This is a genomic window from Propioniciclava tarda, assembly GCF_900182665.1.
GTDB lineage: Bacteria > Actinomycetota > Actinomycetes > Propionibacteriales > Propionibacteriaceae > Propioniciclava > Propioniciclava tarda.
Map to the genome: position 1 here is coordinate 42,371 of NZ_FXTL01000008.1, position 25,640 is coordinate 68,010.

Consider the following 25,640-nt stretch of genomic DNA (forward strand, 5'->3'; position numbering starts at 1 on the left):
ATCAAACTGTCCGCGCCGACGCGGGCACGAAGGAGACACCATGCCGGTCACCTTGAAGAAGATCGCCGTCGCCGCCACCGCGATGACCCTCGCCATGTCCTTGGGCGCCTGCTCGAAGGGCGGATCCACCCCCGCCAGCCCCGCCCCGGGCGGCTCGGGCTCAAGTGGCGCCGCGGCGTCCGAAATCAGCATGTGGACGCACAACGCTGGCAACAAGGACGAACTCGCCGCGATCCAGACGATCGTGGACGACTTCAACGGCTCGCAGGCTCAGTACAAGGTCAAGCTGCAGGCCTTCCCGCAGGAGTCCTACAACCAGTCGGTGACGGCAGCGGCGTCCGCCAAGAAGCTGCCGTGCCTGCTTGATATCGACCAGCCGAACGTGGCCAACTGGGCTTGGGCGGGGTATCTCGCGCCGATCACGGGCATGGACGACACCTTGTCCAAGTACTTGCCCTCCACGGTCGCGAAGTACAACGGCAAGACCTACGCGTACGGCTACTACGACGTCTCGCTGACCTGGGTGACCCGCAAGTCGATCCTCGATGAGTTCGGCATCCGCGTTCCGACGATCGAGCAGCCCTGGAAGGCCGACGAGTTCATGGCGGCCCTCAAGAAGGTCAAGGACTCCGGAAAGTACGCCAACGCGGCCGACATCGCCACCGGTTGGACCGGTGAATGGTGGCCGTACGGCTTCTCGCCCTTGCTGCAGAGCTTCGGGGGCGATCTGATCAACCGAACCGACTACAAGACGGCCGACGGCGTCCTCAACGGCGACAAGGCCGTGGCATGGGCGACCTGGTTCCAGAACCTCGCCAAGGACGGCTACATCGCCAAGAAGTCGGGCTCCGATCCGTCGCAGGACTTCATGAACGGCAAGTCGGCCTTCCTCTGGAACGGCTCCTGGACGGCGGTTCCCGTGCGCGAGAAGTTCTCTGATGTCGTGTTCGCGCCCCCGGTCGATTTCGGCAACGGAGGCAAGGTCGGCGGCGGCTCCTGGACGTGGGGTCAGTCGGCCCAGTGCTCGAACCCCGAAGCGGCAGCGGCGTACCTGAAGTTCGCCTCGGCCGACAAGTACGTGGCCCTGGTGGCGCAGAAGACGAACAACATCCCCACCACGGATGAAGCGGCCAAGTTGGTGCCCGGCTTCGAGCCCGGCGGCGTCAACGACGTGTTCCGCCAGTACTCCAAGAAGTTCACCGTGATGCGTCCCGAGACCCCGGGGTACCCCTATATCGCCACGGCTTTCGAGAAGACGGCGAAGGACATTCTGAACGGAGCCGACCCGAAGACGTCCCTGGACGCCCTCGTCAAGGACATCAACACCAATCAGCAGCAGTACTCCTGACGAGGGACGGCCCCGGGATCTCGGTCATCCCGGGGCCACCTCCTTCGACCGGTTCGAAAGGGACCCATGGCCACCACTGTCGTCACGGACGCCCCCGCGTCCGATCCCGTCCGGCGGGCTCGCCGGACGACCGTGCGGCGGACCGCCGGCGTCGGGTGGGCGATGCTCGCCCCGGCGGCCGTCTTGATGATCGTCTTCTTGATCATCCCCATCCTGTTGACCTTCGGCCTGGCGTTCACCAACGCACGGCTCATCTCACCGGTCCCGGCCAAGTTCATCGGGATCGACAACTTCGTCCGGCTGTTCGGTTCGGCAACGTTTTGGAAGTCGCTGCTGAACACCGTGATCTTCGCCATCGTGATCGTGCCCGTGCAGTCGGGCCTGGCCCTCGTCCTCGCCCTCCTGGTGAACGCGAAGGTGCGCGGCACCAACTTCTTCCGGACGGTCTACTTCCTGCCCGTCGTGACGTCCATGGTCGTGGTGTCGATGTTGTGGATGTTCATGTACCAGCAGAACGGCCTGATCAACGCCCTGCTCGGCCGCCTCGGCATTGTCGGTCCGGACTGGCTGGGTGACTCCCGGACGGCCCTATTCGCGCTGATCGTGATGTCGGCCTGGCAGGCGATGGGCTTCCACATGGTCATCTGGCTGTCGGGTCTGCAGACCATTCCGGGCGAGCTCTACGAGGCGGCCTCCCTCGACGGGGCGTCCACGTGGCAGCAGTTCGCCCACGTCACGTGGCCGGGGCTGTTGCAAACGCGGACGTTCATCCTGATCACCATCACGATCGCCGCGTTCTCACTGTTCACCCAGGTCAACGTCATGACCCAGGGCGGGCCGCTGGATTCGACCTCCACCGTCGTGTTCCAGGCCGTCCGCACCGGCTTCCAGCAGCAGCAGACGGGCTATGCGTCGTCCATCTCGCTGGTGTTCTTCGTGATCGTCCTCGCGGTGTCGCTCGTCCAGCGGTACCTCACCCGTGACAAGGAGCTCAAGCGATGACCGCTCCACTCGACGCGTCCGCCAAGGGCGTCGTGCACGCCGCCGGCGAGAAGCGCCGTCCCTGGCTGCCGTGGGCTGTCCAGGCGCTGCGGATCGCCCTGTGCCTGGTGTTCGGCCTGCCGCTGCTGTTCATGATCGTGTCCAGCTTCAAGCCCGACACGCAGATCTTCGGTGATCTGGGCTCAGCGTCCGCCTTCCTTCCGGTCGGCAGCCTCAGCCTCGACAACTACCAGGGCGTGTTCGAGCGGGTGCCGTTCGCGCGGTTCCTGATCAACTCGGTCATCATCTCCGTCGTCACCGTGGGTCTCGGTATCGTCGTCAACTCCATGGCCGCCTTCGCCCTGTCGCGGCTGAAGTTCCCTGGGCAGAAGCTCGTGCTGGGTGTCATTTTGGCCACGCTGATCGTGCCCTTCGAGACGATGGCGCTGCCGCTGCTGTGGTGGGTCAATCAACTGCCGTACTTCGACGGCTCGATCGGCTGGCTCGACACGTATGAGGTGCAGATCATCCCGTTCGTCGCGAACGCGTTCTCGATCTATCTCTTCTACCAGTACTTCGACTCCATCCCGAAGGAGCTGGACGAGGCTGCCACCGTCGACGGTGCCAGCTGGTTCCGGATCTACCGCAGCATCGTCATGCCGCTCGCCGGACCGGCCATCGCGACCGTCGCGATCTTGACATTCCTGCCGGCCTGGAACTCCTACCTGTGGCCGTTGATGGTGACCCAGTCAGAGAGCATCCGTCCGGCGATGGTCGGCATCGACTATTTCAAGCAGATGAATGTGTCGTGGGGGCAGATCATGGCCTACGCCAGCATCATTACGGTGCCGGTTCTCGTGCTCTTCGTCGCCTTCCAGCGGGCGTTCATCAACTCCATCGCCAGCTCCGGCGTGAAGGGATAGCCGTGTTTGCTCTGCGTGATTCCTGGGTCTGGGACTTCTGGCCAGTCGACGACGGCCAGCGGTACCACCTGTTCTTCCTCCACGCCCCCAAGAGCCTGATCGACCCTGATGCCCGGCACTACAACGCTTCGATCGGGCACGCCGTCTCCGATGACTTGGTGTCGTGGGAGCGGCGTCCGGATGCCTTGGCCAAGGGCCTCCCGGGCGAGGCAGACGACCTCGCCACCTGGACGGGCTCGATCGTCCGCTCCGACGAAGGCGTCTGGCATCTGTTCTACACGTCGGCGTCCCTGACCCCAGCCGGGAACGTGCAGACGATCTCGTGCGCGACCTCGTCCGACCTGGAGACGTTCACCAAGCTGCCCGGACCACTCCTGCGCGCCGAACGACCCTACGAGCTCCTGGCGGACGGTGCCTGGCACGACGAGGCGTTCCGGGATCCCTGGGTGTTCCGGGACCCGGACGGCGACGGCTGGCACATGCTCATCACGGCCCGGACGCCATCGGGTCCGGCCTTCGATCGCGGGGTCGTCGGTCACGCCACGTCGCCGGATCTGCTCACCTGGACGCTGCGTCCCCCCTTGTCGGGACCCGGTCAGGGCTTCGGGCAGTTGGAGGTGATGGAGACCGTTCGCCTCGGCGACCGCCAGTTCTTGCTCTTCAACTGCCTGGCCGGCGATCGTCCCGCCGAGCGGCGGGCGGAGTCGACCGGCGGGACGTGGATCGCACCCGCGGCGTCCGAACTCGGCCCCTACGACATCTCCGGCGCCCAACTGCTGACCGATAACCGGTTCTACGTGACGCGTCCGATCACCGAGCGCGGCACGGGCCGCACCCTGATGCTGGCGTTCCGCAACCTGGACGCCGACGGCACGTTCGTGGGCGAACTCACCGATCCGGTCGAGCTGGCGCTGGTGGACGGCCGCCCAGCCTTCGTGGGGCCGGGAGCCGAGGACTGGCAGCCGCGCGCGGCGGGATCAGAGAGGTAGCGAGTCGATGTCGCGCTGGATGACCTCACGGTCGTCCGGGTCCGCGATCGCGTCCAGGGAGGCGACGGCCTTGGCCTTCCAGTCGGACGCCGCCGCCCGGTCCCCGGCCACGCGCGCGCGATGTCGAACCAGGATGTGCGGTGGTCGGCGTCCGCGGACAGGTACGTCCGGATGTCGCCTAGTCCGAGCTGGAGGAAGCGCAGGTCCGCGACGAGGCGTCCTATCGCGACTTGGTCGCGGCCGTAGCGCCGGTAGCCAGGTGCAGCGTCGACGGCGGACGGCCGCAGCACCTCTTCGGCGTCGTAGTGCCGAAGCGCACCCATGGAGAGACCGCACAGCCGGGACATCATCCCGATGCTGAGTGGCTGATCCTCGTGCGGCACGACGGCAAGCATGGACTCTCCGGCAACGGCAGGGTCAAGCGAGCCCGGACTCGTCCCCGGCGGCCTTGCGGAAGAGAGACACCGTCACGGATACCTGCACTGTGTCCGCGGTCACGTCGTTCGGGACGCCGTGGAAGGCGTTCGGACCCATCGCGATCAAATCGCGCACCTGCTCCGCGGACGCCTCAGCCCGATACTCGACGACCGCCCGCGCCGTGGGATCGAATAGGCCCAGGGCCGACCGGGCGAGGCGTTCGTCCTTGTCGGCCTCGATGCCGAGCAGCCCGTGCCGCTCGCGCAGTCCGCTCAGATGGGACGCCGTCGGCGTGACCACGACGAGAAGGCCACCCGGGATGAGGATTCTCGCGAACTCCGGCACCGAGCGCGGCGCGAAGACGCACAGCACCGCCGAGAGGCGCCCCGACAGGAGCGGGAGGCGTCTCCAGACGTCGGCGACCACGGACGCCGCCCGCGCGTGAGCCTTCGCCGCTCGGCGCGCCGCGGGCACCGAGACGTCCAACGCGACGCCCCGACCACCCGAGGCGTCCAGCGCGCGGGCGAGGTAGAAGCCCGTCCCAGCGCCGACGTCCACGATCGTGGGCGACTGGGCGAGCCGACGCGCCACCTGCTCGGCGATCGGGTCGTAGAGCCCGGACGAGAGCACCCGGTCGCGGGCCGCGACCATCTCGGCCGTGTCGGCGTTGGCCGGCGGACGCGAGCCCAACAGGTTCACGTACCCCTGACGGGCGACGTCGAAGCGATGGGCGTTGGCGCAGGTCAGTGACGTGTCCGACTCGGTCAGGCCCGAACCGCAGACCGGGCACGCGAGGAGCCCGCGCGCGGCGTCCAGACTCATGCTGACGGTTCGGACGCCGACGCTGCGGCGCGCCTGGCGGCCTTCGCGGCCGCCTTCTTGCGGTCTCGGATGTCGTTGCGGATGAAGACGAAGAGTCCGACGATGGCGATGATCGCGAACGACGCCCACTGCAGGGCGTACGACAGGTGCGGACCTTCGTCGAGCGGGGGAGTGGAGACCGGCTCGAAGCCGGTCTGCGGCGGGGTCACCTGCAGGGCGCCGATGTAGCCGTTGACGAGCGTCAGTCCGGACGCCGCGCCGATCGCGTCGCTGTTGATCAGGCGGACCGACCCCGACGCGGGGGTCGTCGCGTTGGCGGGACCCTGCTCGTTGCGCCGCACGTGCCCGACAACCGTGACCTGGCCGGGGGGCGGCGCGTCGACGGTGGTGGGGAAGTCCTGGCCCGCGGGACGCGTGACGAAGCCGCGGTCGATCAGGACGGTTCGTCCATCGGTCGCCTTCAGCGGCACCACGACCTCGTAGCCGGCCGCCTCGCCGTTATTCCGATACCGGACGATCAGCTGCTGGTCGGCAAGGAAGGTGCCGGTGACGGTGACCCGCTGCCAGGCGTCCGCGTCGGTGATGGGGTGGTTGAAAACGGCCTCGTACGGCTGCACCGGCGCGCCCTCGTGGTTGACGACCGTGGTGTTCGTGCCGCGCCTCTCATCGAGGCGCCGTAGCTGCCACTGCGCCAGGTTGACGAAGGCGACGGTCAGCACGACCACGAGCGCCAGCAGCGCCAGCCAGCGCTTCCACGGGACGCCGGATGCCGGGGCTTCGCTCACCGCTCGTCTCCGTTCGGAAGCAGCACCGCGTCCTCGACGCCCCCCTGGACGACGACGCCCGTGGTCAGCGCCGGGACCGCGCCTGGGGCGTCCGCAACGGTCTCGACGGGGACGCGCATGTCGATCGCGTTCGCCAGGATGACCGCGATGCCCGGGATGATCGCGGCGCCCGCGATGAGCAGGATGTTGGCGGGGAAGGGCGTCAGGCACGCGGCGATGAAGCACACCACCCGGACGGTCATCGACCACAAGTAGCGCTTCATGCGCTGGTCAGCGTCCAGGGACTTGCTGATCCGCGCGCTCGTGATCAGCGCGGGGATCGCACCCTTTCGTCCGTTCGCCACCTTGTCAGCCTAGCCCGGCCTCGGGAGGTGGGCTGTGGACGTTTCGTCGTCGGCGTCCACGAGCGCGACACGGTGTCTCATCGAGGGTCAACCTCCGACGGGAGCGAGGGCTGGTTACGGTAGCGTAGGTTTCGTGACTGATTCGAACATCTCCCGCAGCGTGCTGGTGACCGGAGGCAACCGGGGCATCGGCAGGGCCATCGTCGAGCGCTTCCTGGCCGAGGGCCACAAGGTGTGCAGCGCGGACTTTGGGGGCGAGGCCCCCGCCGGCGCCCTGGGCGTCAACTGCAACGTGACGGACGCCGCCCAGGTGGACGCCGCCTTCGCCGCCGCCGAGGCCGCCCACGGTCCGGTCGAGATCGTGATCGCGAACGCCGGCATCACCAAGGACGGCCTGATCATGCGCATGACGGACGAGCAGTGGGACGCCGTCATCGACGTCAACCTCAAGGGCTGCTTCTACACGGCGCGCCGCGCGGTGAAGTCGATGATGCGCAACAAGTACGGACGCGTCGTCTTCATGGGCTCGGTTGTCGGCCTGTACGGCAACGCCGGACAGGTCAACTACAGCTCGACCAAGGCCGCCCTCATCGGCATGGCCCGCTCGCTGACCCGCGAGGTCGGCAAGCGCGGCATCACCTTCAACGTCGTCGCGCCCGGCTTCATCGAGACCGAGATGACCGCGGTGCTGCCGGCCGAGGTGACCGACGGCTTCAAGGCGCAGACCCCGGCCGGTCGCATGGGCTCCGTCGACGACATCGCCAACGCCGTCGCCTTCCTGACCTCCGACGGCGCGGGCTACATCAGCGGCGCCGTGATCCCGGTCGACGGCGGCCTCGGAATGGGGCACTGACCCCTTCGACAACCTCAGGGACCGACGACCTCAGGACCCACAAGTGCAGGGAACGACCACCTCAGCCCTCCAACAGCTCAGGAAGCGAAACCATGGGAATTCTTGACGGCAAGACCATCCTCGTCGCCGGTGTGACGATGAACACGTCCATCGGCTACCGCGTGGCCGAGATCGCACAGGCCGAGGGCGCGCGCGTCATCGTGTCGAACCTGCCGCGTGCGGCGTCCCTGACGCGACGCATCGTCAAGCGCCTGGAGCCGGTTCCGGAGGTCATCGATCTCGACGTCACGGACGCCGACGCGCTCGCCGGCCTGGCGGACGCCCTGCGCGCGCTGGGCGTCCATCACCTGGACGGCATCGTGCACTCGATCGCCTACGCCAACCCCGAGAAGGCGCTCGGCGGGGCGTTCCTGTCGACCGAGTGGGACGACGTCGCGACGGCCGTCCACACCTCGGCCTTCTCGCTGAAGTCGCTCGTCGTGGCCGCTCAGCCGCTGCTCGCGCGGGGGGCGTCCGTCGTGGGGTTGACGTTCGACGCGCAGATCAGCTGGCCGAAGTACGACTGGATGGGCGTCGCCAAGTCGGCCCTGGAGTCGACCTCGCGCTACCTGGCCCGCTACCTCGGCCCGGAGGGCATCCGCTGCAACATCGTCGCGGCCGGGCCGATTCAGACGATCGCGAAGAAGGCCATCCCGGGCGCCGAGTCCTTCGACGACATCTGGGCCTCGCGCGCGCCGCTGGGCTGGGATCCGACCGATTCGGCGCCGACGGCCAAGGCCGTCGTGGCCCTGCTGTCGGACTGGTTCCCGGCGACGACCGGCGAGATGATCCACGTCGACGGCGGCCTGCACTCCACGGGAGCCTGATCCGGACGCCTCCGCGTTCAGCTCTTCGGAGTCCGGTGTCCGCACCGGCCACCTTCGAGGTGAAGCTGATCGTCGAGACGACGGACAAGGCCGACATCAGCTACGGCTGCGACGTTCTCGACTCCAACGCCTCGACGAGGACGGGCTGGCCCCGGATCGACACCGTCGACGGGTTCGACGTCGTCCAGCTGAAGGTGACCGTGAGTCCCCAAGCCGCCCCCCGGCGCCAAGGTGCGGTGCGTGATCGAGGTCGAGGGTGACGCCTGGTCCGAGGGTGAGGCCGTCGGCCCCGGCAGCAGCGCGACCTGCCTGGCGGTCAACCCCTGAGTCTGGCCGATCTCGACACGGTTGCGCCCAGCGGGGCCATCGGGAGCCCGAGGCGTCCGACCTTGTAGGTTGGGGCCCATGGCACCCGTCGTCGACCTCGCTGGCGTCTCCGTCGTCCGCGGAGGCAACGCCCTCCTGCACAACGTCGACTGGCGCGTGGACGAGTCCGACCGCTGGGTGATCATCGGCCCCAACGGCGCCGGCAAGACCACGCTGCTGCAGCTGATCAGCGCCACGATCCACCCGAGCGCGGGCACCGTCACGCTGCTGGGTGAGCGGATGGGCGCCGTGGACGTGTTCGAGCTGCGTCCGCGCATCGGCATGACGTCGGCCGCGCTAGCCGACCGCATCCCGCGGGCCGAGAGCGTCGGGAACGTGGTGATCTCGGCGTCCTATGCCGTCATCGGACGCTGGAACGAGAAGTACGACGTCCTCGACCTCAAACGGGCCGCCTTCCTGATGCGCCAGCTGCAGGTCGAGCACCTCTCCAAGCGCACGTTCGGCACGCTGAGCGAGGGCGAACGTAAGCGCGTCCAGATCGCCCGCGCCCTGATGACCGACCCCGAACTGCTGCTGCTGGACGAGCCTGCCGCCGGCCTGGACCTCGCCGGCCGGGAGGCCCTCGTCGACACGCTCGGGGACCTGGCCGAGGACGAGTCCTCGCCGGCGCTGGTCCTCGTCACGCATCACCTCGAAGAGATCCCGCGGGGCATCACGCACGCGATGCTGCTGGCCGAGGGCGGCATCGTGGCCGCCGGGCCCATCCACGAGATCCTGACGAACGACGCGCTGAGCGCGACCTTCGGCTTACCCTTGGTCGTCTCGACCGAGGCGGGCCGCTGGACGGCCCGCGCCGTCCGGCGCTGAGAGGGGTCCGCCATGCTCGAGTGGCTCAGTGAGAACATGTGGGTCATCTGGCTCGTCCTGGCGGGCGGTCTGGCGGTCAGCGAGATGCTCACGCTCGACCTGACCCTGCTGATGCTGGCGAGCGGTGCGCTGGCCGGCGCCGGGGTCGCCCTGGTGTTCCCGGGCCTTCTCGTCGGGCAGATCGTCGTGGCCATCATGGTGGCGCTGCTCATGCTCTACGTCACGCGTCCGGCGCTGCTGAAGCGGCTGCACAACTCGCCTGGCTACCGCTCGTCGGCGTCCAAACTGCTCGGCAGTACAGGGCTCGCGGTCGGCGAGATCACCCCGGCGTCCGGCGAGGTGAAGATCTCCGGCGAGGTCTGGAGCGCCCGCTCCTACGACGGCTCCGCCATCGGCCCCGGCACCGAGGTCGAGGTGATGGAGGTGGACGGCGTCACGGCCGTCGTGTATCCCAAGCACCTCCCCCTGACGTCCTGAGCCCGGCGCGCCGGCGAGTTGAGCATTCCGTCGCTGACGACGAAGATGGACGCGTGTAGGGCTCCCCGCTGATCGATCCGGACGGTGGTGGGCCCTCAGCCCTTTGATGAGGAGAAACGATGTCCGAGCCCCAAGCATCCGTCGCCTGGCAGCACCGTCCGGCTGACGCCCCCGAGATCATCTCCGACGACACCGCCCGGCTCATCGACGGCTGGTGGCGGGCGGCCAACTACCTCTCGGTGGGCCAGATCTACCTGCTGGACAACCCGCTGCTGCGGCGTCCGCTGACCCGCGACGACGTGAAGCGGCGCCTCCTCGGCCACTGGGGGACGACGCCCGGCTTGAACTTCCTCTACGCCCACTTCAACCGGGCGATCATCGAGCGCAACCTGGACGCGATCTACGTCGCCGGCCCCGGACACGGCGGACCCGGCCTCGTCGCGAACACCTACCTCGACGACACCTACACCGAGGTCTACCCGAACATCACCCGCGACGAAGCGGGGCTCGGCAAGCTGTTCAAGCAGTTCTCGTTCCCCGGGGGCATCCCCAGCCACGTCGCGCCCGAGACCCCCGGCTCGATCCATGAGGGTGGCGAGCTGGGGTATGCGCTGTCGCACGCGTACGGCTCGATCTTCAACAGCCCGGACCAGATCACGTTCGCGGTCGTCGGCGACGGCGAGGCCGAGACCGGACCGCTGGCCACCTCCTGGCACTCGAACAAGTTCGTCAACCCCAAGCGCGACGGCGTCGTGCTGCCGGTGCTGCACCTCAACGGCTACAAGATCGCCAACCCCACCGTGCTGGCCCGCATCGAGACCGACGAACTCGCCGACCTCATGCGCGGCTACGGGCACGAGCCGCTGTTCTTCAAGGTGGAGGCCGGAGACGATCATCTCGAGGCCCACCAGCGCTTCGCCCGCGTCCTCGACGACGCCCTCGACATGATCGTCGCGATCAAGGCCAAGGCTGCGGCGTCCGATGAACTCGATCAGGAGCGTCCGCGCTGGCCCATGATCGTCTTCGACCACCCCAAGGGCTGGACCGGTCCGGCGTCCGTCGACGGCAAGCAGACCGAGGCGCACTGGCGAAGCCACCAGGTGCCGCTGGCCAACGCCCGTGACAGCGACGCGCACCTGAAGGTGCTGTCGGATTGGCTGACGTCCTATCGGGCAAACGAGCTCTTCGACGAGTACGGGGCCTTCCGAGCCGAGTTCGACGCGCTGCGTCCCAAGGGCGCCAAGCGCATGTCGGCCAACCCGGTCGCCAACGGGGGCGTCCTGCTCAAGGACCTCGTGATGCCCGACTTCCGCGACTTCGCGGTCGAGCCGGACGCCGACGGTCACGGTGGTCCGATGGTCGAGTCCACGAAGCGGCTCGGGGAGTTTCTGCGGGAGGTGGCTCGGTTGAACCCCGACAACTTCCGGGTCTTCGGGCCGGACGAGACGGCGTCCAACCGCCTGCAGGCCGTCTTCGAGGAGACGCCCAAGCAGTGGATGGCCGCCTTCCTGGACGCCGACGCCGGCGATCCCATGGCGCAGGCCGGCCAGGTCATGGAGATGCTCAGCGAGCACCAGTGCCAGGGCTGGCTGGAGGGCTATCTGCTCACCGGACGCCACGGCATGATGAGCAGCTACGAGGCCTTCATCCACATCGTCGACTCGATGTTCAACCAGCACGCCAAATGGCTGGAGGTGACCAACCACATCGGCTGGCGGCGTCCGATCGCGTCGCTCAACTACCTGCTGTCGAGCCATGTCTGGCGCCAGGACCACAACGGCTTCAGCCACCAGGACCCGGGCTTCCTCGACGTCGTGATGAACAAGTCGCCGGAGGTCGTCCGCGTCTACCTCCCGCCGGACGTCAACACGCTGCTGTCGACCTACGACCATTGCCTGCGCTCCAAGCAGTACGTGAACGTCGTCGTCGCGGGGAAGCAGCCCGAGCCGGTGTTCCTGAACATGGACGAGGCGATCGCGCACTGCACCCGTGGCCTCGGCATCTGGGAGTGGGCGGGCACCGAGGTGGACGGCCAGGACCCGGACGTCGTCCTGGGCTGCGCCGGCGACGTGCCGACGCTGGAGGTGCTGGCCGCCGCCGACATCCTGCGCCGCCGGATCCCCGAGTTGAAGGTGCGCGTCGTGAACGTCGTCGACCTCATGCGCCTGCAGGACGAGCGGGAGCACCCCCACGGCTTGTCCAGCCGCGAGTTCGACACCTACTTCACCACCGACAAGCCGATCATCTTCAACTTCCATGGCTACCCGTGGCTGATCCACCGGCTCGCCTACCGGCGCACCAACCACGCCAACTTGCACGTGCGCGGCTTCAAGGAGAAGGGCTCGACCACCACGCCCTTCGACATGTGCATGCGCAACGACATCGACCGCTACCACCTGGTCATGGACGTCATCGATCGGGTGCCGGGGCTGGGTTCGCGGTTCGGCGTCCTGCGTCAGGAGATGATGGACGCCCGCATCCACGCCCGCGAGTACGCCATGACGTGGGGCGAGGACCTGCCCGAGATCGCCTCCTGGGTCTGGCCGGACGCTGGCGACGCGGCGTCCGGACGCCAGGTGGCGGCAGCCCTGCAGACCGGCGGCGACAACGTCTGACGCCGACGCGACGTGCTGACGACGGGGGGCTGGTGCCCCGGGCTATGGTGGACGTAGCCCCCCGTCGAAGGAGTCGCAATGCCCCTCTTCCTGATCCCCTTCATCCTGATCGCGATCGTGGTGGTGGTGGCCATCGTGATGAGCGTCCGCGTCATTCAGCAGCAGCAGGTCGGCATCGTCCAGCGGCTGGGCAAGTTCCACAAGACGATCGAGCCGGGCATGCACCTGATCACGCCGATCGTCGACAGGGTCGCCTACACGATGGACATGCGCGAGGCGGTCGTGCCCTTCCCGCCGCAGGGCGTCATCACCGAGGACAACCTGATGGTCGGCATCGACTCGGTCATCTACTTCCAGATCGTCGATCCGGTCCGGGCGGCGTACGAGGCCCAGAACTACATCCAGGCCATCGAGCAGCTCACGATGACCACGTTGCGCAACATCATCGGCGGCATGGATCTCGAGCAGACGCTGACCTCGCGCGAGGACATCAACCACAAGCTGCGCTCGGTGCTGGACGAGGCCACCGGCAAGTGGGGCATCAAGGTCAACCGCGTCGAGCTGCGTTCGATCGAGCCGCCGGCGACGATCCGCGATGCGATGGAGAAGGGCGCCCGCGCCGAGCGGGAGAAGCGCGCCCAGATCCTGTTGGCCGAGGGCCAGCGGCAGTCGCAGATCCTGTCGGCGTCCGGTGACCGCGAGTCGTCGATCCTGCGGGCGCAGGGCGAGCGGGAGTCCGCGGTCCTGCGGGCGCAGGCCGATCGGCAGGCCGCCATGCTGCGGGCCGAGGGCGAGGCGCAGGCCATCACGACGGTGTTCGGCGCGATCCACGCGTCCGAGCCCGACCAGGCGCTGCTGTCGTACCAGTACCTGCAGATGCTGCCGAAGCTGGCCCAGGGCGACGCCAACAAGGTGTGGGTCATCCCGTCGGAGCTGAACGACGCCCTCAAGGGCCTCGGCTCGACCGTCGGCGACGTGACCCGCGCCCTGGCCCCGGCTGACAAGTCCAAGTACAAGTCGCCGGAGCGGGTGGACGTCTTCGCCGAGATCGCGGACGCCAAGAAGGTCGCCGAGGAGGAGTCCCAGCGCAGCGTCCAGCAGGCGATCGCCGAGGCCCAGCAGCTCGAGTCCGGACGCGCCGCCCGCTTGGCGGTGGGGGAGGCCCCGCAGCTGACGGCGGCCGCGGAGCGCGAGGTCGACCCGGTCGCCCAGTTCCTCCCCGAGACGGACGACGCCGCGGCCCCCGACGTCGCTGCTCCGGACGAGACGAAGCAAGCCTGAGCCCAGTCGGCTTTCACGTGTGACGTTGTTGGCGTCTACCCCGAGAAAGTCACACGTGGAACTTCACGAGGCGGTCAGCGCGCGCAGGCCTTTGCGCATCGTCACCAGCTCGAAGCCTGCGGCCACGGCACTGCGCTCCAGCGACGGCTGAGCACGCCACAGGTCCAGGCCGCGCCTGATCAGCACCGGAACTGCCTTGCGTTTCTGGGCCAGATCTCGACGGAACCGCAGCGCCGCGACCAGGGCGCCGGGCCGGTGCAAGTAGAGGCCTTCGACGGCCAGGCCGTGGTCGCGCGCGATCGCCATCAACTGGATCGCGAAGATGCCCTCCGCGACGATCACGTGGTGCTCGCCGAGATCGAGCCGGTGCCAGCCGAGTCGCTTCGACTCGGCGATCGAGTAGACCGGCAGCTCGCAGAAACCCTCGCTGACGAGGTGCGCCAGCGCGGCGACCGCACCGTCGGCGTCCCAGGTTCGGACGTCGTCCCAGTCGATGAAGCCGTGCGGCGTCCGCGGCAGGTCGGGGGCGTCGGCGTCCCGATAGAAGTCGTCCAGACGCACGACGAGCGCATCGGCCGCGTGCGCGAGGCGCGACTTGCCACTGCCGGACGGGCCGGCCAGCAGGACGATCCGGGTCACAGGCCCAGCGCGGCCTGCACGTCGGCGCGCACGTCGCCCATCATCCCTGCCGCGGCGATGCGGGCGGCGTCCGGATTCTCGCTGAGCCCAGGCGACAGCCGCACCTGGCAGTAGCACTTCAGCTTCGGCTCGGTGCCCGACGGCCTGACCACGACCCGCACGGACGGACCCTTGACCAGGATGCCGTCGGTCGGCGGCAGCCCCTGGTAGCCGTCCAGCAGGTCGGACGCCTCGACGGCCTCGCCGGCCAGCTCTGTCGGCGGGCGGGCGCGGAAGCGGGCCATGGCGTCCGAGATGATCGACAGGTCCGAGACCCGGAACGAGAGCTGCGACGTGTGATGCAGCCCGTACGTGCGGACGATCTCGTCGAGCCGGTCGGCGATCGTCTTGCCCTCGGCCTTCAGCCCGGCCACCAGGGTCAGCACCCGGACCAGGGCGGTGATGCCGTCCTTGTCCGGCACGGACGCGGGATCGGTGCAGTAGCCGATCGCCTCCTCGTAGCCGAACGCGAGCCCGGGCACGCGGCCGATCCACTTGAACCCGGTCAGGGTCGGCTCGAACCGTTGCCCGTGGGCGGCGGCCATCACGCTCATGGCCGTTGACGACACGATCGAGCAGGCGTAGACGCCGTCACGACCCGAGCGCAGCGCGTCGTCGGCCAGCAGCATGCCCAACTCGTCGCCGGTGAGCATCTGCCACTGGCCCCCGATGACCGCGGCGACGGCGCAGCGGTCGGCGTCCGGGTCGTTGGCGATGGCGACGTCGGCGTTGATCCGGCGGGCGGTCGCGAGGCAGAGGTCGATGGCGCCCGGCTCCTCGGGATTGGGGAATGCCACGGTGGGGAAGTCCGGGTCCGGCTCGGCCTGCTCGGCGACCACCGCAGCGGCCGGGAAGCCCGCAGCCTTCACGACGCGGTCGACGATCGCCCGGCCCACGCCGTGCATGGCCGTGTACGCCCAGGCCAGGTCGCGCGGCGCCTCGGGCGCCACCAGGGACGCCGCCCGCTCGACGTAACGCTCGATGAGCTCGTCGCCCAACACCTCGTACTCCGACGAGCGGGGCAGGTGGGCCACCGGCATCGACGACACCGCGGCGATCTCGGCGGCGATCTCGCCGTCGGTCGGCGGAACGATCTGGGACGCCCCGACGTAGACCTTGTACCCGTTGTCGGCCGGGGGGTTATGGGACGCCGTCACCACAACGCCCGCGGCCGCGCCGCGGCGTCCGACCTCGAACGGCACCAGCGGCGTCGGCACCCGGGTCGCCGACAGCAGCGGACGCAGGCCGTAGCCGGCCAGGATCTCGGCCGTGTCACGCGCGAAGACGTCGCTGTTGTACCGCGCGTCGTAGCCGATGACGACCTCGGAACGCACGTGGCCGTGCGCGATCAGCCAGCGCGCCAGCCCCGCAGCGGCGCGCGAAACGACCACGCGGTTCATCCGATTCGGACCAGGGCCCAGGGCAGCCCGCAGACCGGCCGTCCCGAACTCGAGCGTGCCCGAGAAGGCGTCCTCCAGCTCGGCCTGCGCGGACGCGTCGCCCAACTCGGCGGCGGCCACGAGCCGGCGAAGCTGCTCGGCCGTCGCGGCGTCCGGATCGGCGTTCGCCCACGCCAGCGCCTCGGTGTACAGGGCGCTCATCACAGCACGCCCAGCAGGCCGGAGAGCAGCGTGCGCAGGCGCGGGACGGCGTCCTTGCCCGCCTGGATCACCTCGGCGTGGTTCAGCGGCGTCTCGGAGTAGCCCGCGGCGGGGTTGGTGACCAGCGAAATGCCGAGCACCTCGAGCCCGGCCTCGCGGGCGGCGATCGTCTCCAGCGTCGTCGACATGCCCACCAGGTCTCCGCCCAGCGTGCGCGCCATGCGCACCTCGGCGGGGGTCTCGTAGTGCGGTCCGGGGAACTGGACGTAGACACCCTCGTCCAGCGACGGGTCGATCGTGCGGGCGAGCGTCCGCAGTTCAGGGGAGTAGGCGTCGGTGAGGTCGACGAAGGTGGCGCCCACGATGGGGCTGGTGGTCGTCAGGTTGATGTGGTCGCTGATGAGCACCGGGGTGCCCGGCGCCCATGCCGGGTTGAGCCCGCCACAGCCGTTCGTCAGCACGATCCTGGACGCCCCCGCCGCGGCGATCGTCCGGACGCCGTGGGCGACGGCCGCGACGCCGCGTCCCTCGTAGAAGTGGGTGCGTCCGGTGAGCACCAGCGCGACGCGACCGCTCGGCGTCCGAAGCGCGCGGGCGACCCCGCCGTGGCCGGCGACGACGGGCTTGTTGAAGCCGGGCAGCTCGCCGAGCGGGGCTTCGGCGATGGTCTCGGCGACGCCGTCGATGGCGGCCGACCACCCGGAGCCGAGCACGAGGCCGACGTCGATCCGGTCGATCGAGAGTCGTTGCAGCAGGGCCTGTGCAGCGTCCTGGGCGGCGGCGTAGGGGTCAACTTCTGCGTCCATCAGGACAGGCTATCGGGCGTGGACGCCCCAGTGGGAGTCTGGGCTCCGGGGCTGGAAGAATGGGCCCCGGTGGGCGCGCGGGGCGTCCGGACGAGCGGGCGGGGAGCCAAGTGACGGACGTTGTCATCATCGGCGGGGGACCGGGCGGCTACGAGGCGGCGTTGGTGGGTGCCCAGCTGGGCGGAACGGTCACCCTGGTCGAGCGGCAAGGGATCGGCGGGGCCGCGGTCCTGAGCGACGTCGTCCCCAGCAAGTCGCTGATCGCGGCCGCGGACGTCATGAGCCGGGTGCGCGGCGCCGAGCGGCTGGGCCTGCGTCCGGCGTCCGGGCATGGGCGGATCAAGGACGGGGTCACGGCCGACCTCGCGGCGGTGAACGACCGCGTGACCAAGCTGGCGATCGCCCAGAGCGACGACATCCGGTCGCGGCTGGAGGCGTCCGGCATCAGGATCATCTCGGGCACGGGGCGGCTGCACGGTCCCGATCGCGTGCTGGCCGTTGCCGAGGACGGACGCCGCGAGGTGCTCCCCGCCGACATCACGTTGATCGCCACGGGCGTTCGGCCGCGCGAGCTGCCCGAGGCCATGCCGGACGGCGAGCGCATCCTGAACTGGACGCAGATGTACGGCCTTAAAGAGTTGCCCACCAGGCTCATCGTGGTCGGCTCGGGCGTCACCGGCGCCGAGTTCGCGTCCGCCTACCACGCCCTCGGCGTCGAGGTCGTGCTGATCTCGTCCCGTGCACAGGTGCTGCCCAGCGAGGACGAGGAGGCCGCGCGGGTCATCCAGGGCGTCTTCGAGAGCACGGGCATGACGATTCTGTCCCGATCACGCGCCGTCGCGGCGCGCCGTGAGGGCGACGGCGTCGTCGTCACCCTCTCGGACGGCCGCACGGTCGAGGGCTCGCACGTGCTGATGGCCGTGGGCGGCATCCCGAACACCGAGGATCTCGGCCTGGCCGAGGGCAAGGTCGCGACGTCGGCGTCCGGACACATCGTGGTCGACAAGGTTTCGCGCACGTCCGCGCGCGGCATCTACGCCGCTGGCGACTGCACCGGCGTGTTCGCGCTCGCGTCTGTGGCGGCCATGCAGGGTCGCATTGCCATGTGGCATTCGCTGGGTGACGCCGTCGCGCCGCTCGACCTGCGCAGCGTGTCGGCCAACGTGTTCACGTCGCCGTCGGTGGCCTCCGTGGGGGTCAGCCAGGCCGAGATCGACGCCGGCTTCAACGCGCGCGGCATCATGATGCCGCTGCGCTCGAACGCCCGCGCCAAGATGCAGGGGCTGAGCGACGGCTTCATCAAGCTCTTCTGCCTCCCGACCACCGGCATCGTCGTGGGCGGCGTGGTGGTGGCGCCGTCGGCCTCCGAACTCATCCACCCGATCGCGCTGGCCGTCTCGGCGAAGCTGACCGTCGACCAGCTAGCGCAGGCGTTCACCGTTTACCCGTCGCTGTCGGGCTCGATCGCCGAGGCTGCGCGGCGGCTGCATCCCGGCGCGGCGATCAGCGAGCACGTGGACTACTGACCGCCGCGTCAACTCTGACTTGAACGGACGAGGGGCGCCCGGCTGACCGGGCGCCCCTCGTCGACTGCTGCCTACTCGGCGTCGACGATCTCGCAGAGCTGCTCGCCGCTGGCGCAGGTGGCGCCGGCGACGGCCGTCAGGCTCTTGATGACGCCCGCGCGGTGCGCGTTGAGCGGCTGCTCCATCTTCATGGCCTCCAGCACCACGATGAGGTCGCCCTCGGCCACCGTGTCGCCCTCGGCGACAGCGACCTTGACGATGGTGCCCTGCATCGGGGACTGCAGCGAGTTCGTCGAGGGGGCCTTGGCCGTCGCGCCGCTGCGGCTGCGCTTGGTCGGCTTCGGCGCCGTGCCGGACGACTTGCCGGCGGCCGGAGCCCCGAGCGTCGCGGGGACCTTGACCTCGATGCGCTTGCCGTTGACCTCGACCACGTAGGTGGCCTTCTCCTCGGCCTCGGCGTTGCCCAGCGTGCCCGTGTAGGGCTCGATGGTGTTGTTGAACTCGGTCTCGATCCAGTTGGTGAAGACGCCGAACTGCCCGTTGGTGGCGGCATAGGCCGGATCGTCCAGCACGACCTGGTGGAACGGGATGACCGTGGGCATGCCGTCCAGAATCGTCTCGGCCAGCGCACGCTTCGACCGGGCGATCGCCTGGGCGCGGTCGGCACCCGTGACGATGATCTTGGCGACCAGCGAGTCGAAGTTGCCTGGGACGCTCATGCCCTCGAGGTAGCCCGAGTCGACGCGGACGCCGGGGCCCGTGGGGGGCGTCCACTTGACGAGGGTTCCGGGAGCCGGCATGAAGTTGCGTCCGGCGTCCTCGGCGTTGATGCGGAACTCGATGCTGTGCCCGCGGATCTCGGGATCACCGAAGCCCAGCTCCTCGCCGTCGGCGATGCGGAACATCTCGCGGACCAGGTCGATGCCGGTGACCTCTTCCGAGACCGGGTGCTCGACCTGCAGGCGGGTGTTGACCTCCAGGAACGAGATCAGGCCGTCCTGCGCGACCAGGAACTCGCAGGTGCCGGCGCCGACGTAGCCGGCCTCCTTGAGGATCGCCTTGGACGAGGCGTACAGCTTGTTGAGCTGATCGGCCGTCAGGAACGGGGCCGGGGCCTCCTCGACCAGCTTCTGATGGCGGCGCTGCAGCGAGCAGTCGCGCGTCGACACGACGACGACGTTGCCGTGGGAGTCGGCGAGGCACTGGGTCTCGACGTGCCGCGGCTTGTCGAGGTAGCGCTCGACGAAGCACTCGCCGCGTCCGAAGGCCGTGACGGCCTCCCGGGTCGCCGACTCGAACAGCTCCGGGATCGACTCGATCGTGCGGGCGACCTTGAGGCCGCGTCCGCCGCCGCCGAAGGCTGCCTTGATGGCGATCGGGACGCCGTGCTCCTTCGCGAACGCGACGACGTCGTCGGCGTTTGCTACCGGATCGGGCGTGCCCGGGACCAGGGGAGCGCCCACCTTGAGCGCAATGTGACGGGCCTTCACCTTGTCGCCGAGGGCGTCGATGGCGGCCGGCGGGGGGCCGATCCAGATCAGGCCAGCGTCGATGACGGCCTGGGCGAAGATCGCGTTCTCCGCGAGGAAGCCGTAGCCGGGGTGCACGGCGTTCGCGCCGGACCGCTCAGCCACGGACAGGATCTTCGCGATGTCCAGGTAGGTCTCGGCCGGGCTCTGGCCGTTGAGGGCGTAGGCCTCGTCCGCCAACTTGACGAATAGGGCGTCGGCGTCCGGATCCGCGTAGATCGCGACGCTCGCGAGACCGGCGTCCTTCGCCGCACGGATCACGCGGACTGCGATTTCGCCGCGGTTGGCCACCAAGACTTTGGTGATGGGCACTGTTCCTCCTCGAAGCTCGCCACGCCAGGCTCGCCTGGCTACGCCGGAGTCTAGAGCGACGCAAGAGACCGCGGTACGTCCGTTCTTCCCCTGTGGACGCCTATTTCGAAAGTCGCGCGTGCGGACGCGTGCAGGCCCAGCTCTCAGTGGACGAAGGTCAGCCCCAGCGTGATCGCCCAAGCCAGTCCGAGGACTTGGAGCGTTCGGTCGCCGAGCACCGCGTCCTCGGGCTCGCCCGCAGCGCCGCGGTCGATCGCGTAGGCGTACCGGAGCATGGCGAGGGTGAAGGGGGCGATGCTGACCTGGTCCCAGGGCACACCGAGCCACTGCACCGGGGCGCTGCGCAGATCGAAGGCCCACAGCGCGTACGACATGACGACGAGCGCCGCCGACAAGGTCCAGACGAAGCGCAGGTACGTCGGGGTGTAGCTCGCCAGGGACGCGCGCGTGCCGGCGTCCGGCCCGACTTCGATCATCTCGGAGTAGCGCTTGCCTGCCACCATGAACAGCGATCCAAAGGACGCCACGAGCAGGAACCACTGCGACAGCGGGATGCTGGACGCGACGCCGCCGGCCACGGCGCGCAACAGGAAGCCAGCGGCGACCATCGCGAGATCGATGATCGGCTGGTTCTTGGCGAAGACGGAGTAGCCCACCTGGAGGAGCCAGTAGACGACGATGACCAGGGCCAACAGCGGCGCGATGAGATAGCCGCCGACGGCGGCGAGGACGACCAAAACGGCGGCCATCGCGAGCGCCGTGCTCGGCTTGAGTTCGCCCGCGGCGATCGGGCGGAACCGCTTCTTCGGATGCTGGCGGTCCGACTCGACGTCGCGCACGTCGTTGATCAGGTAGATCGATGCGCTCACCGCACAGAAGGCGACGAAGGCCGCCAGCGAGTGCGCCAGGACCCGGGGCTGCAGCACGACGCCCGCCGCGGCCGGAGCCGCCAACACGAGCACGTTCTTCACCCACTGCTTGGGACGCATCGCGCGCAGCGGGGCTGGCAGCGCCGATCGCCGCGGCTCGAGTCCGGTCTGGTCGCTCATCGGCGACAGCCTAGACCCGGGCCTCCCACAGGTCGTACCAGCGGACGCCGACCAAGCGGAGCATCGCGCGCAGGAGGGGCAGGCTGAGGCCGACCACGGTGTGCGGATCGCCCTCGACCCGCGTCACGAACGGGCCGCCCAGCCCGTCGATCGTGAAGGCGCCGGCCACGTGGTCAGGCTCGCCCGTCCCCACGTAGGCGTCGATCTCGTCGTCGTCCAGGTCGGCGAAGAAGACGGTCGTGGACGCCGTCCTCGTCACCCGCTCGGTGAGGGATCCGCGTCGGACGATGAGGTGGTGGCCGGTCAGGAGGGTTCCCGAACGCCCGCGCATCCGACGCCAGGCTTCGGACGCCTCCTGGCGCGAGGCTGGCTTGCCCTGCGGCGTCCCGTCGAGATCGAGCAGGCTGTCGCAGCCGAGGAGGGCAACGTCACCATCCTGCACGAGGGGGAGGACCGCTTCGGCTTTCAGACGGGCGAGCTCGGCGACGAGGGTGGCCGTGTCGGGGGCGTCGACGCCTGACTCGTCCACCCCGGACACCACGACAGACACGGCAACGCCGGCGCTCTGCAGAGTCTGCAGACGCGCCGGCGAGGCCGAGGCAAGGACCAAGCGGTCGATCAAGGCTGCGGATCAGCCGAACAGGATGCTCTTCAGGATGCCGCCCACGGACGGCATGCCCGAGTTCGCCGAAGCCGCAGCGGCGTCCGCGCCCGGATCGTCGATCGTCAGGTTGCCGGGCTGCTGGTACTGGGGCTGCTGGTACTGGGTCTGGGTCTGCGGGGCCTCCTGGCCGCCGCCCAGGATCTGGCCCAGGATGTCGCCGAAGCCGCCGCCGGACGACTGCTGCTGCGCCGGAGCCGCCGCGCCGCCACCCAGGATCTGACCCAGGATGTCGCCGAGCCCGCCGTGCTGCTGCTGGGCCTGCTTCGCGGACGTGCCACCGCCGAGGATCTGGCCGAGGATGTCGCCCATGCCGCCGGACGAGGCCTGGGACTGCGAGCCCAGGACGCTGCCCAGGATGCTGCCGAGGCCGCCGGAGGAGGCGAGACGCTTGGCGAGGTACGACATGACGATCGGTGCCAGCAGCGGCATCAGCTTCTTGATGAGCGCGCCCTGGACGCCGCCGAAGAGCTGGCGCTGCTCGGTGGCGGGAAGGATGTGGTTGACGATCTTCGCGCCGTCGGTGAGGTCAAGCTGGCTCAGGTCGATCGCGCCGGTCTGCGGAGCGGCATTGTCGTCATCAAGGTGGTTGCCCAGCGCGTTGGCGAGGCTGATCGCACCCTGGTCGCTGCCCAAGTTGTTCTCGAGGCCGCCCAGCAACGAGCCAACGGCCTTCTGGGCGGCGGACTCAACGTCGGCTGGGTTCTGACCCAGGGCAGCAGCGATCTGGTCGACGTCAAGATTGGCCAGAATGTCGGAGATTGCACCCATCGGAGTTCCTTTGGTATCGGGCGGGCTCGGTGTTTGAGAGTACCAGCGCACTGGCGCCGGCCCCAGGGGTCCGGCGCCAGTGCGCTGGTGAATTGGTTAGTCGTTCCGCGTCACCGACGCAGGGTCGCCCGCCAGGAGTTCGAGCCCGGGAACAGCGGCCCCCGAACGATGTGCCAGTAGGACTTCCAGCCCCCGCTGATGCGGGGGTTCTCCGGCGCGGCCAGCTGGCCCCGCTCCCGTCGTAGCGACGAGATGACCACGGCGAGCGCCGCCAGTTCGGCGTCCGTCGGGTCGCCGCCCACGACCTGGAAGGCGGGGGCGACGACCTCGGCAGCGGCGGCGGTCATAGCGGAATGTTCCCGTGCTTCTTCGGCGGCAACTGCTGGCGCTTGGTGCGCAGCAGGCGCAGCGTCCGGATCACGGTCTCACGCGTGGCGTGCGGGTAGATGACCTGGTCGATGTAGCCACGCTCGGCCGCCACGTACGGATTGGCGAGCTCGTCGTTGTATTCGTCGATCAGCTCCTTACGACGGGCCACCGGATCGGACGCCTCGGCCAGTTCCTTGCGGTACAGGATGTTGACCGCGCCCTCGGCGCCCATGACGGCGATCTGCGCGGTCGGCCAAGCCAGGTTGACGTCGGCGCCCAGGTGCTTGGAGCCCATGACGTCGTACGCGCCGCCGTAAGCCTTGCGGGTGATGACGGTCAGCTTCGGCACGGTCGCCTCGGCGTACGCGTAGATGAGCTTCGCGCCGCGGCGGATGATGCCGTCGTACTCCTGGTCGGTGCCGGGCAGGAAGCCGGGGACGTCCACGAACGTCAGCACCGGGATGTTGAACGCGTCGCACGTGCGGACGAAGCGCGCGGCCTTCTCCGAGCTCTTGGCGTCCAGGCAGCCCGCGAAGACCATCGGCTGGTTGGCCACGATGCCGATCGCCCGGCCCTCGACGCGGCCGAAGCCGCACACGATGTTCGGGGCGTACAGCGGCTGCACCTCGAGGAACTCGTCGTCGTCGAGCACGCACTTGATGACCTCGTGCATGTCATAGGGCTGGTTGGGGCTGTCAGGAATCAGCGTGTCGAGCTTGCGATCGTGATCAGTGATCGTCAGATCGACCTCGGAGTCGTCGTAGATCGGCGGGTCTTCGAGGTTGTTCTGCGGCAGGTACGTGATCAGCTCGCGGACGTACTCGATGGCGTCCGTCTCGTCGGCGGCCAGGTAGTGGGCGTTGCCCGACTTGGTGTTGTGGGTGCGGGCGCCGCCGAGTTCCTCGAGGGTGACGGTCTCGCCGGTGACCGTCTTGATGACGTCCGGGCCGGTGATGAACATCTGCGAGGTCTGGTCGACCATCACGACGAAGTCGGTCAGGGCCGGGCCGTAGACGTGGCCGCCGGCCGCGGCGCCCATGATGAGGGAGATCTGCGGGATCACGCCGGACGCGAGCACGTTGCGGTAAAAGATCTCGCCGTACAGGCCGAGGGAGACCACGCCCTCTTGGATGCGGGCACCGCCGCCCTCGTTCATGCCGATGATCGGGCAGCCGGTCTTGATCGCGAAGTCGAGGATCTTGACGATCTTCTCGCCGTAGACCTGGCCGAGGGCGCCGCCGAACAGGGTGACGTCTTGGGAGAACACGCAGACGGGGCGGCCATGGATGGCCCCGACTCCGGTGATGACGCCGTCGGTGTACGGACGCTTCTTCTCCATGCCGAAAGCCGTGCTGCGATGGCGCGAGAACTCGTCGAACTCGGCAAACGTGCCTTCGTCGAGCAGGGCGAGGACGCGCTCCCTTGCGGTCATCTTGCCCTTGGCGTGCTGCTTCTCAACCGCTTCCGGCGTGCTCGGATTCTCGGCAGCGCGAATCCGCTCTCCGAGATCGGCGATCTTGCCTTGTGTTGTGTGGATGTCGATCTCCATGGGGGCGACGATAGCCATATCCCTAGGGGGTTGGACACGGGTGTTCCGCGTGTTTGGACACCTGGTGTTCTACGATCGCGCGGTGACTCCGTTCCTCGACCGCCAGGCGCTTCTCGACGACCTCGTCGGCACCCGGTGGTCGCCGATAGATCTCGTCGCGGCTACGGGTTCCACCAACGCCGATGTGGCCGCTCGGGCCCGCGCCGGGGCTCCGGACGGCCTCGTCGAGATCACGGGCTGGCAGCAGGCTGGACGCGGTCGCTTCACCCGCGTCTGGGAGACGCCGCCCGACACCTGCGTCGCCATGTCGGCGCTGGTCCGGCCGACCGCTCCGCTGGCGGCCTGGGGGTGGCTGTCGCTGGTCGTCGGGATGGCCGTGGCTGACGGCCTGCGCGCGGCGTCCGGCCTGGACGCGCGGCTGAAGTGGCCCAACGACGTCCTCATCGGTGAGCGGAAGATCTGCGGCATCCTGTCAGAGGCCGTCATGACGGACGCCGACCGCGCGGCCGTCCTGGGGATGGGCATCAACGTCGCGCTGGCGGAGGAACAACTGCCCGTGCCGACGGCCACCTCCGTCCGCATCGAGGGCTCGGACGCGTCCGCCACCGCGGTCGCCGGCGGCGTCCTGAAGGCCCTCGATCATTGGTACCGCCGCTGGGATGCGGGGGAGTCGCTGACCGACGCGTACCTGGCGCGCTGCTCGACGATCGGACGTCGCGTGCGCGTCCAACTCGCCGAGGGCGCGGTCGAAGGCGAGGCGGTCTCGGTGGAAGCCTCGGGCTCGCTGATCGTGGCGACGGCGTCCGGTCGGCAGGCGTTCTCGGCGGGCGACGTCGTCCACCTGCGTCCCGGGGACTGACAAGGCACTGAAGCATCGGTCGCTTGTCGAAGCCG

At 69.0% G+C, this 25,640-nt stretch carries 26 protein-coding genes and 1 pseudogene; 13 read left to right on the forward strand and 14 right to left on the reverse strand.

Annotated elements, in window-relative coordinates; genetic code table 11:
* Positions 1-40: 40 nt before the first annotated feature.
* From FN821_RS07730 to FN821_RS07745, 4 genes are all read left to right on the forward strand, one after another.
* Entirely contained in the window at positions 41-1,348 is a 1,308-nt protein-coding gene (locus FN821_RS07730; protein WP_206662012.1) for a sugar ABC transporter substrate-binding protein, read from the forward strand.
* Positions 1,349-1,414: 66 nt separating this feature from the next.
* Complete coding sequence (locus FN821_RS07735; protein WP_131171594.1) at positions 1,415-2,350, forward strand: carbohydrate ABC transporter permease; 936 nt, start codon at positions 1,415-1,417, stop codon at positions 2,348-2,350.
* Entirely contained in the window at positions 2,347-3,252 is a 906-nt protein-coding gene (locus FN821_RS07740; protein WP_131171595.1) for a carbohydrate ABC transporter permease, read from the forward strand. Before FN821_RS07735 ends, FN821_RS07740 begins: the two co-directional genes overlap by 4 nt.
* Positions 3,253-3,254: 2 nt before the next feature.
* Entirely contained in the window at positions 3,255-4,241 is a 987-nt protein-coding gene (locus tag FN821_RS07745; protein ID WP_131171596.1) for a glycoside hydrolase family protein, read from the forward strand.
* On the opposite strand, the gene FN821_RS14885 is transcribed toward FN821_RS07745, so the two are convergent.
* From FN821_RS14885 to FN821_RS07765, 5 genes and pseudogenes are all read right to left on the reverse strand, one after another.
* On the reverse strand, positions 4,230-4,352 hold the full coding sequence (locus FN821_RS14885) for a hypothetical protein (protein WP_277751010.1): 123 nt from the start codon (positions 4,350-4,352) through the stop codon (positions 4,230-4,232). The two genes, FN821_RS07745 and FN821_RS14885, sit on opposite strands and share 12 nt — an antisense overlap.
* Positions 4,353-4,405: 53 nt before the next feature.
* Positions 4,406-4,636: pseudogene (locus FN821_RS15045) on the reverse strand (MerR family DNA-binding transcriptional regulator); the annotation flags it as partial.
* 22 nt (positions 4,637-4,658) lie between these two features.
* Complete coding sequence (locus tag FN821_RS07755; protein WP_131171598.1) at positions 4,659-5,480, reverse strand: putative RNA methyltransferase; 822 nt, start codon at positions 5,478-5,480, stop codon at positions 4,659-4,661.
* Positions 5,477-6,265: an SURF1 family cytochrome oxidase biogenesis protein gene (locus FN821_RS07760; protein WP_131171599.1), complete on the reverse strand. Its 789-nt coding sequence runs from the start codon at positions 6,263-6,265 to the stop codon at positions 5,477-5,479. Before FN821_RS07760 ends, FN821_RS07755 begins: the two co-directional genes overlap by 4 nt.
* Positions 6,262-6,609, reverse strand: a complete 348-nt coding sequence (locus FN821_RS07765) for a DUF3099 domain-containing protein (RefSeq protein WP_131171600.1) — start codon at positions 6,607-6,609, stop codon at positions 6,262-6,264. Before FN821_RS07765 ends, FN821_RS07760 begins: the two co-directional genes overlap by 4 nt.
* 133 nt (positions 6,610-6,742) lie before the next feature.
* On the opposite strand from FN821_RS07765, the gene fabG reads away from it, so the two are divergent.
* The 7 genes from fabG (at position 6,743) to FN821_RS07800 (ending at position 13,895) form a co-directional block, all read left to right on the forward strand.
* A complete protein-coding gene (gene fabG, locus FN821_RS07770) occupies positions 6,743-7,462 on the forward strand; it encodes a 3-oxoacyl-ACP reductase FabG (protein ID WP_241660116.1) in 720 nt (239 codons plus the stop codon).
* Positions 7,463-7,554: 92 nt separating this feature from the next.
* Positions 7,555-8,328 carry an enoyl-ACP reductase FabI gene (fabI, locus tag FN821_RS07775; RefSeq protein WP_131171601.1) on the forward strand — a complete coding sequence of 258 codons (774 nt, stop codon included), beginning with the start codon at positions 7,555-7,557 and terminating at the stop codon, positions 8,326-8,328.
* Between the two features lie 35 nt (positions 8,329-8,363).
* Positions 8,364-8,588: a hypothetical protein gene (locus FN821_RS07780; protein WP_131171602.1), complete on the forward strand. Its 225-nt coding sequence runs from the start codon at positions 8,364-8,366 to the stop codon at positions 8,586-8,588.
* Between the two features lie 145 nt (positions 8,589-8,733).
* Complete coding sequence (locus tag FN821_RS07785) at positions 8,734-9,522, forward strand: ABC transporter ATP-binding protein (RefSeq protein WP_131171603.1); 789 nt, start codon at positions 8,734-8,736, stop codon at positions 9,520-9,522.
* Between the two features lie 12 nt (positions 9,523-9,534).
* Positions 9,535-9,999 (forward strand): NfeD family protein, encoded by a 465-nt coding sequence (locus FN821_RS07790; RefSeq protein ID WP_131171604.1) that lies wholly within the window; start codon positions 9,535-9,537, stop codon positions 9,997-9,999.
* Between the two features lie 119 nt (positions 10,000-10,118).
* The gene (locus FN821_RS07795; RefSeq protein ID WP_131171605.1) at positions 10,119-12,614 is read left to right on the forward strand and encodes a phosphoketolase family protein; all 2,496 of its coding nucleotides are present in this window, start codon (positions 10,119-10,121) and stop codon (positions 12,612-12,614) included.
* A 78-nt stretch (positions 12,615-12,692) separates the two neighbouring features.
* Positions 12,693-13,895 (forward strand): SPFH domain-containing protein, encoded by a 1,203-nt coding sequence (locus tag FN821_RS07800; RefSeq protein ID WP_131171606.1) that lies wholly within the window; start codon positions 12,693-12,695, stop codon positions 13,893-13,895.
* 63 nt (positions 13,896-13,958) lie between these two features.
* Here FN821_RS07800 and FN821_RS07805 read toward each other — a convergent pair whose 3' ends face one another.
* Genes FN821_RS07805 through FN821_RS07815 form a run of 3 tightly spaced genes read right to left on the reverse strand, consistent with a single transcriptional unit; the run spans position 13,959 to position 16,980 of the window.
* Positions 13,959-14,534 (reverse strand): uridine kinase family protein, encoded by a 576-nt coding sequence (locus FN821_RS07805; RefSeq protein WP_131171607.1) that lies wholly within the window; start codon positions 14,532-14,534, stop codon positions 13,959-13,961.
* Complete coding sequence (locus FN821_RS07810) at positions 14,531-16,174, reverse strand: phospho-sugar mutase (RefSeq protein WP_131171608.1); 1,644 nt, start codon at positions 16,172-16,174, stop codon at positions 14,531-14,533. The genes FN821_RS07805 and FN821_RS07810 overlap by 4 nt, the downstream gene beginning before the upstream one ends.
* A complete protein-coding gene (locus FN821_RS07815) occupies positions 16,174-16,980 on the reverse strand; it encodes a purine-nucleoside phosphorylase (protein WP_131171609.1) in 807 nt (268 codons plus the stop codon). Before FN821_RS07815 ends, FN821_RS07810 begins: the two co-directional genes overlap by 1 nt.
* Positions 16,981-17,090: 110 nt before the next feature.
* Here FN821_RS07815 and FN821_RS07820 point away from each other — a divergent pair, with 110 nt between their 5' ends.
* Complete coding sequence (locus FN821_RS07820; RefSeq protein WP_206662013.1) at positions 17,091-18,506, forward strand: NAD(P)H-quinone dehydrogenase; 1,416 nt, start codon at positions 17,091-17,093, stop codon at positions 18,504-18,506.
* 71 nt (positions 18,507-18,577) lie between these two features.
* Here the strand turns inward: FN821_RS07820 and FN821_RS07825 are convergent, their stop codons facing one another.
* The 6 genes from FN821_RS07825 to FN821_RS07850 all read right to left on the reverse strand — a co-directional run bounded on the left by FN821_RS07825 (position 18,578) and on the right by FN821_RS07850 (position 24,746).
* Positions 18,578-20,347 carry an acetyl/propionyl/methylcrotonyl-CoA carboxylase subunit alpha gene (locus FN821_RS07825; protein ID WP_131171611.1) on the reverse strand — a complete coding sequence of 590 codons (1,770 nt, stop codon included), beginning with the start codon at positions 20,345-20,347 and terminating at the stop codon, positions 18,578-18,580.
* A 143-nt stretch (positions 20,348-20,490) separates the two neighbouring features.
* A complete protein-coding gene (locus FN821_RS07830; protein ID WP_131171612.1) occupies positions 20,491-21,396 on the reverse strand; it encodes a decaprenyl-phosphate phosphoribosyltransferase in 906 nt (301 codons plus the stop codon).
* Positions 21,397-21,406: 10 nt separating this feature from the next.
* On the reverse strand, positions 21,407-22,018 hold the full coding sequence (locus tag FN821_RS07835; RefSeq protein WP_338324572.1) for a nucleoside triphosphate pyrophosphatase: 612 nt from the start codon (positions 22,016-22,018) through the stop codon (positions 21,407-21,409).
* 9 nt (positions 22,019-22,027) lie between these two features.
* Positions 22,028-22,828 carry a DUF937 domain-containing protein gene (locus FN821_RS07840; protein ID WP_131171613.1) on the reverse strand — a complete coding sequence of 267 codons (801 nt, stop codon included), beginning with the start codon at positions 22,826-22,828 and terminating at the stop codon, positions 22,028-22,030.
* A gap of 110 nt (positions 22,829-22,938) precedes the next feature.
* Positions 22,939-23,175, reverse strand: coding sequence for an acyl-CoA carboxylase subunit epsilon (locus tag FN821_RS07845; RefSeq protein ID WP_131171614.1), 237 nt, complete (start codon positions 23,173-23,175; stop codon positions 22,939-22,941).
* Complete coding sequence (locus FN821_RS07850) at positions 23,172-24,746, reverse strand: acyl-CoA carboxylase subunit beta (protein WP_131171615.1); 1,575 nt, start codon at positions 24,744-24,746, stop codon at positions 23,172-23,174. Before FN821_RS07850 ends, FN821_RS07845 begins: the two co-directional genes overlap by 4 nt.
* Positions 24,747-24,828: 82 nt before the next feature.
* Here FN821_RS07850 and FN821_RS07855 point away from each other — a divergent pair, with 82 nt between their 5' ends.
* Complete coding sequence (locus FN821_RS07855; protein WP_206662014.1) at positions 24,829-25,605, forward strand: biotin--[acetyl-CoA-carboxylase] ligase; 777 nt, start codon at positions 24,829-24,831, stop codon at positions 25,603-25,605.
* The last annotated feature ends 35 nt before the right edge of the window (positions 25,606-25,640 follow it).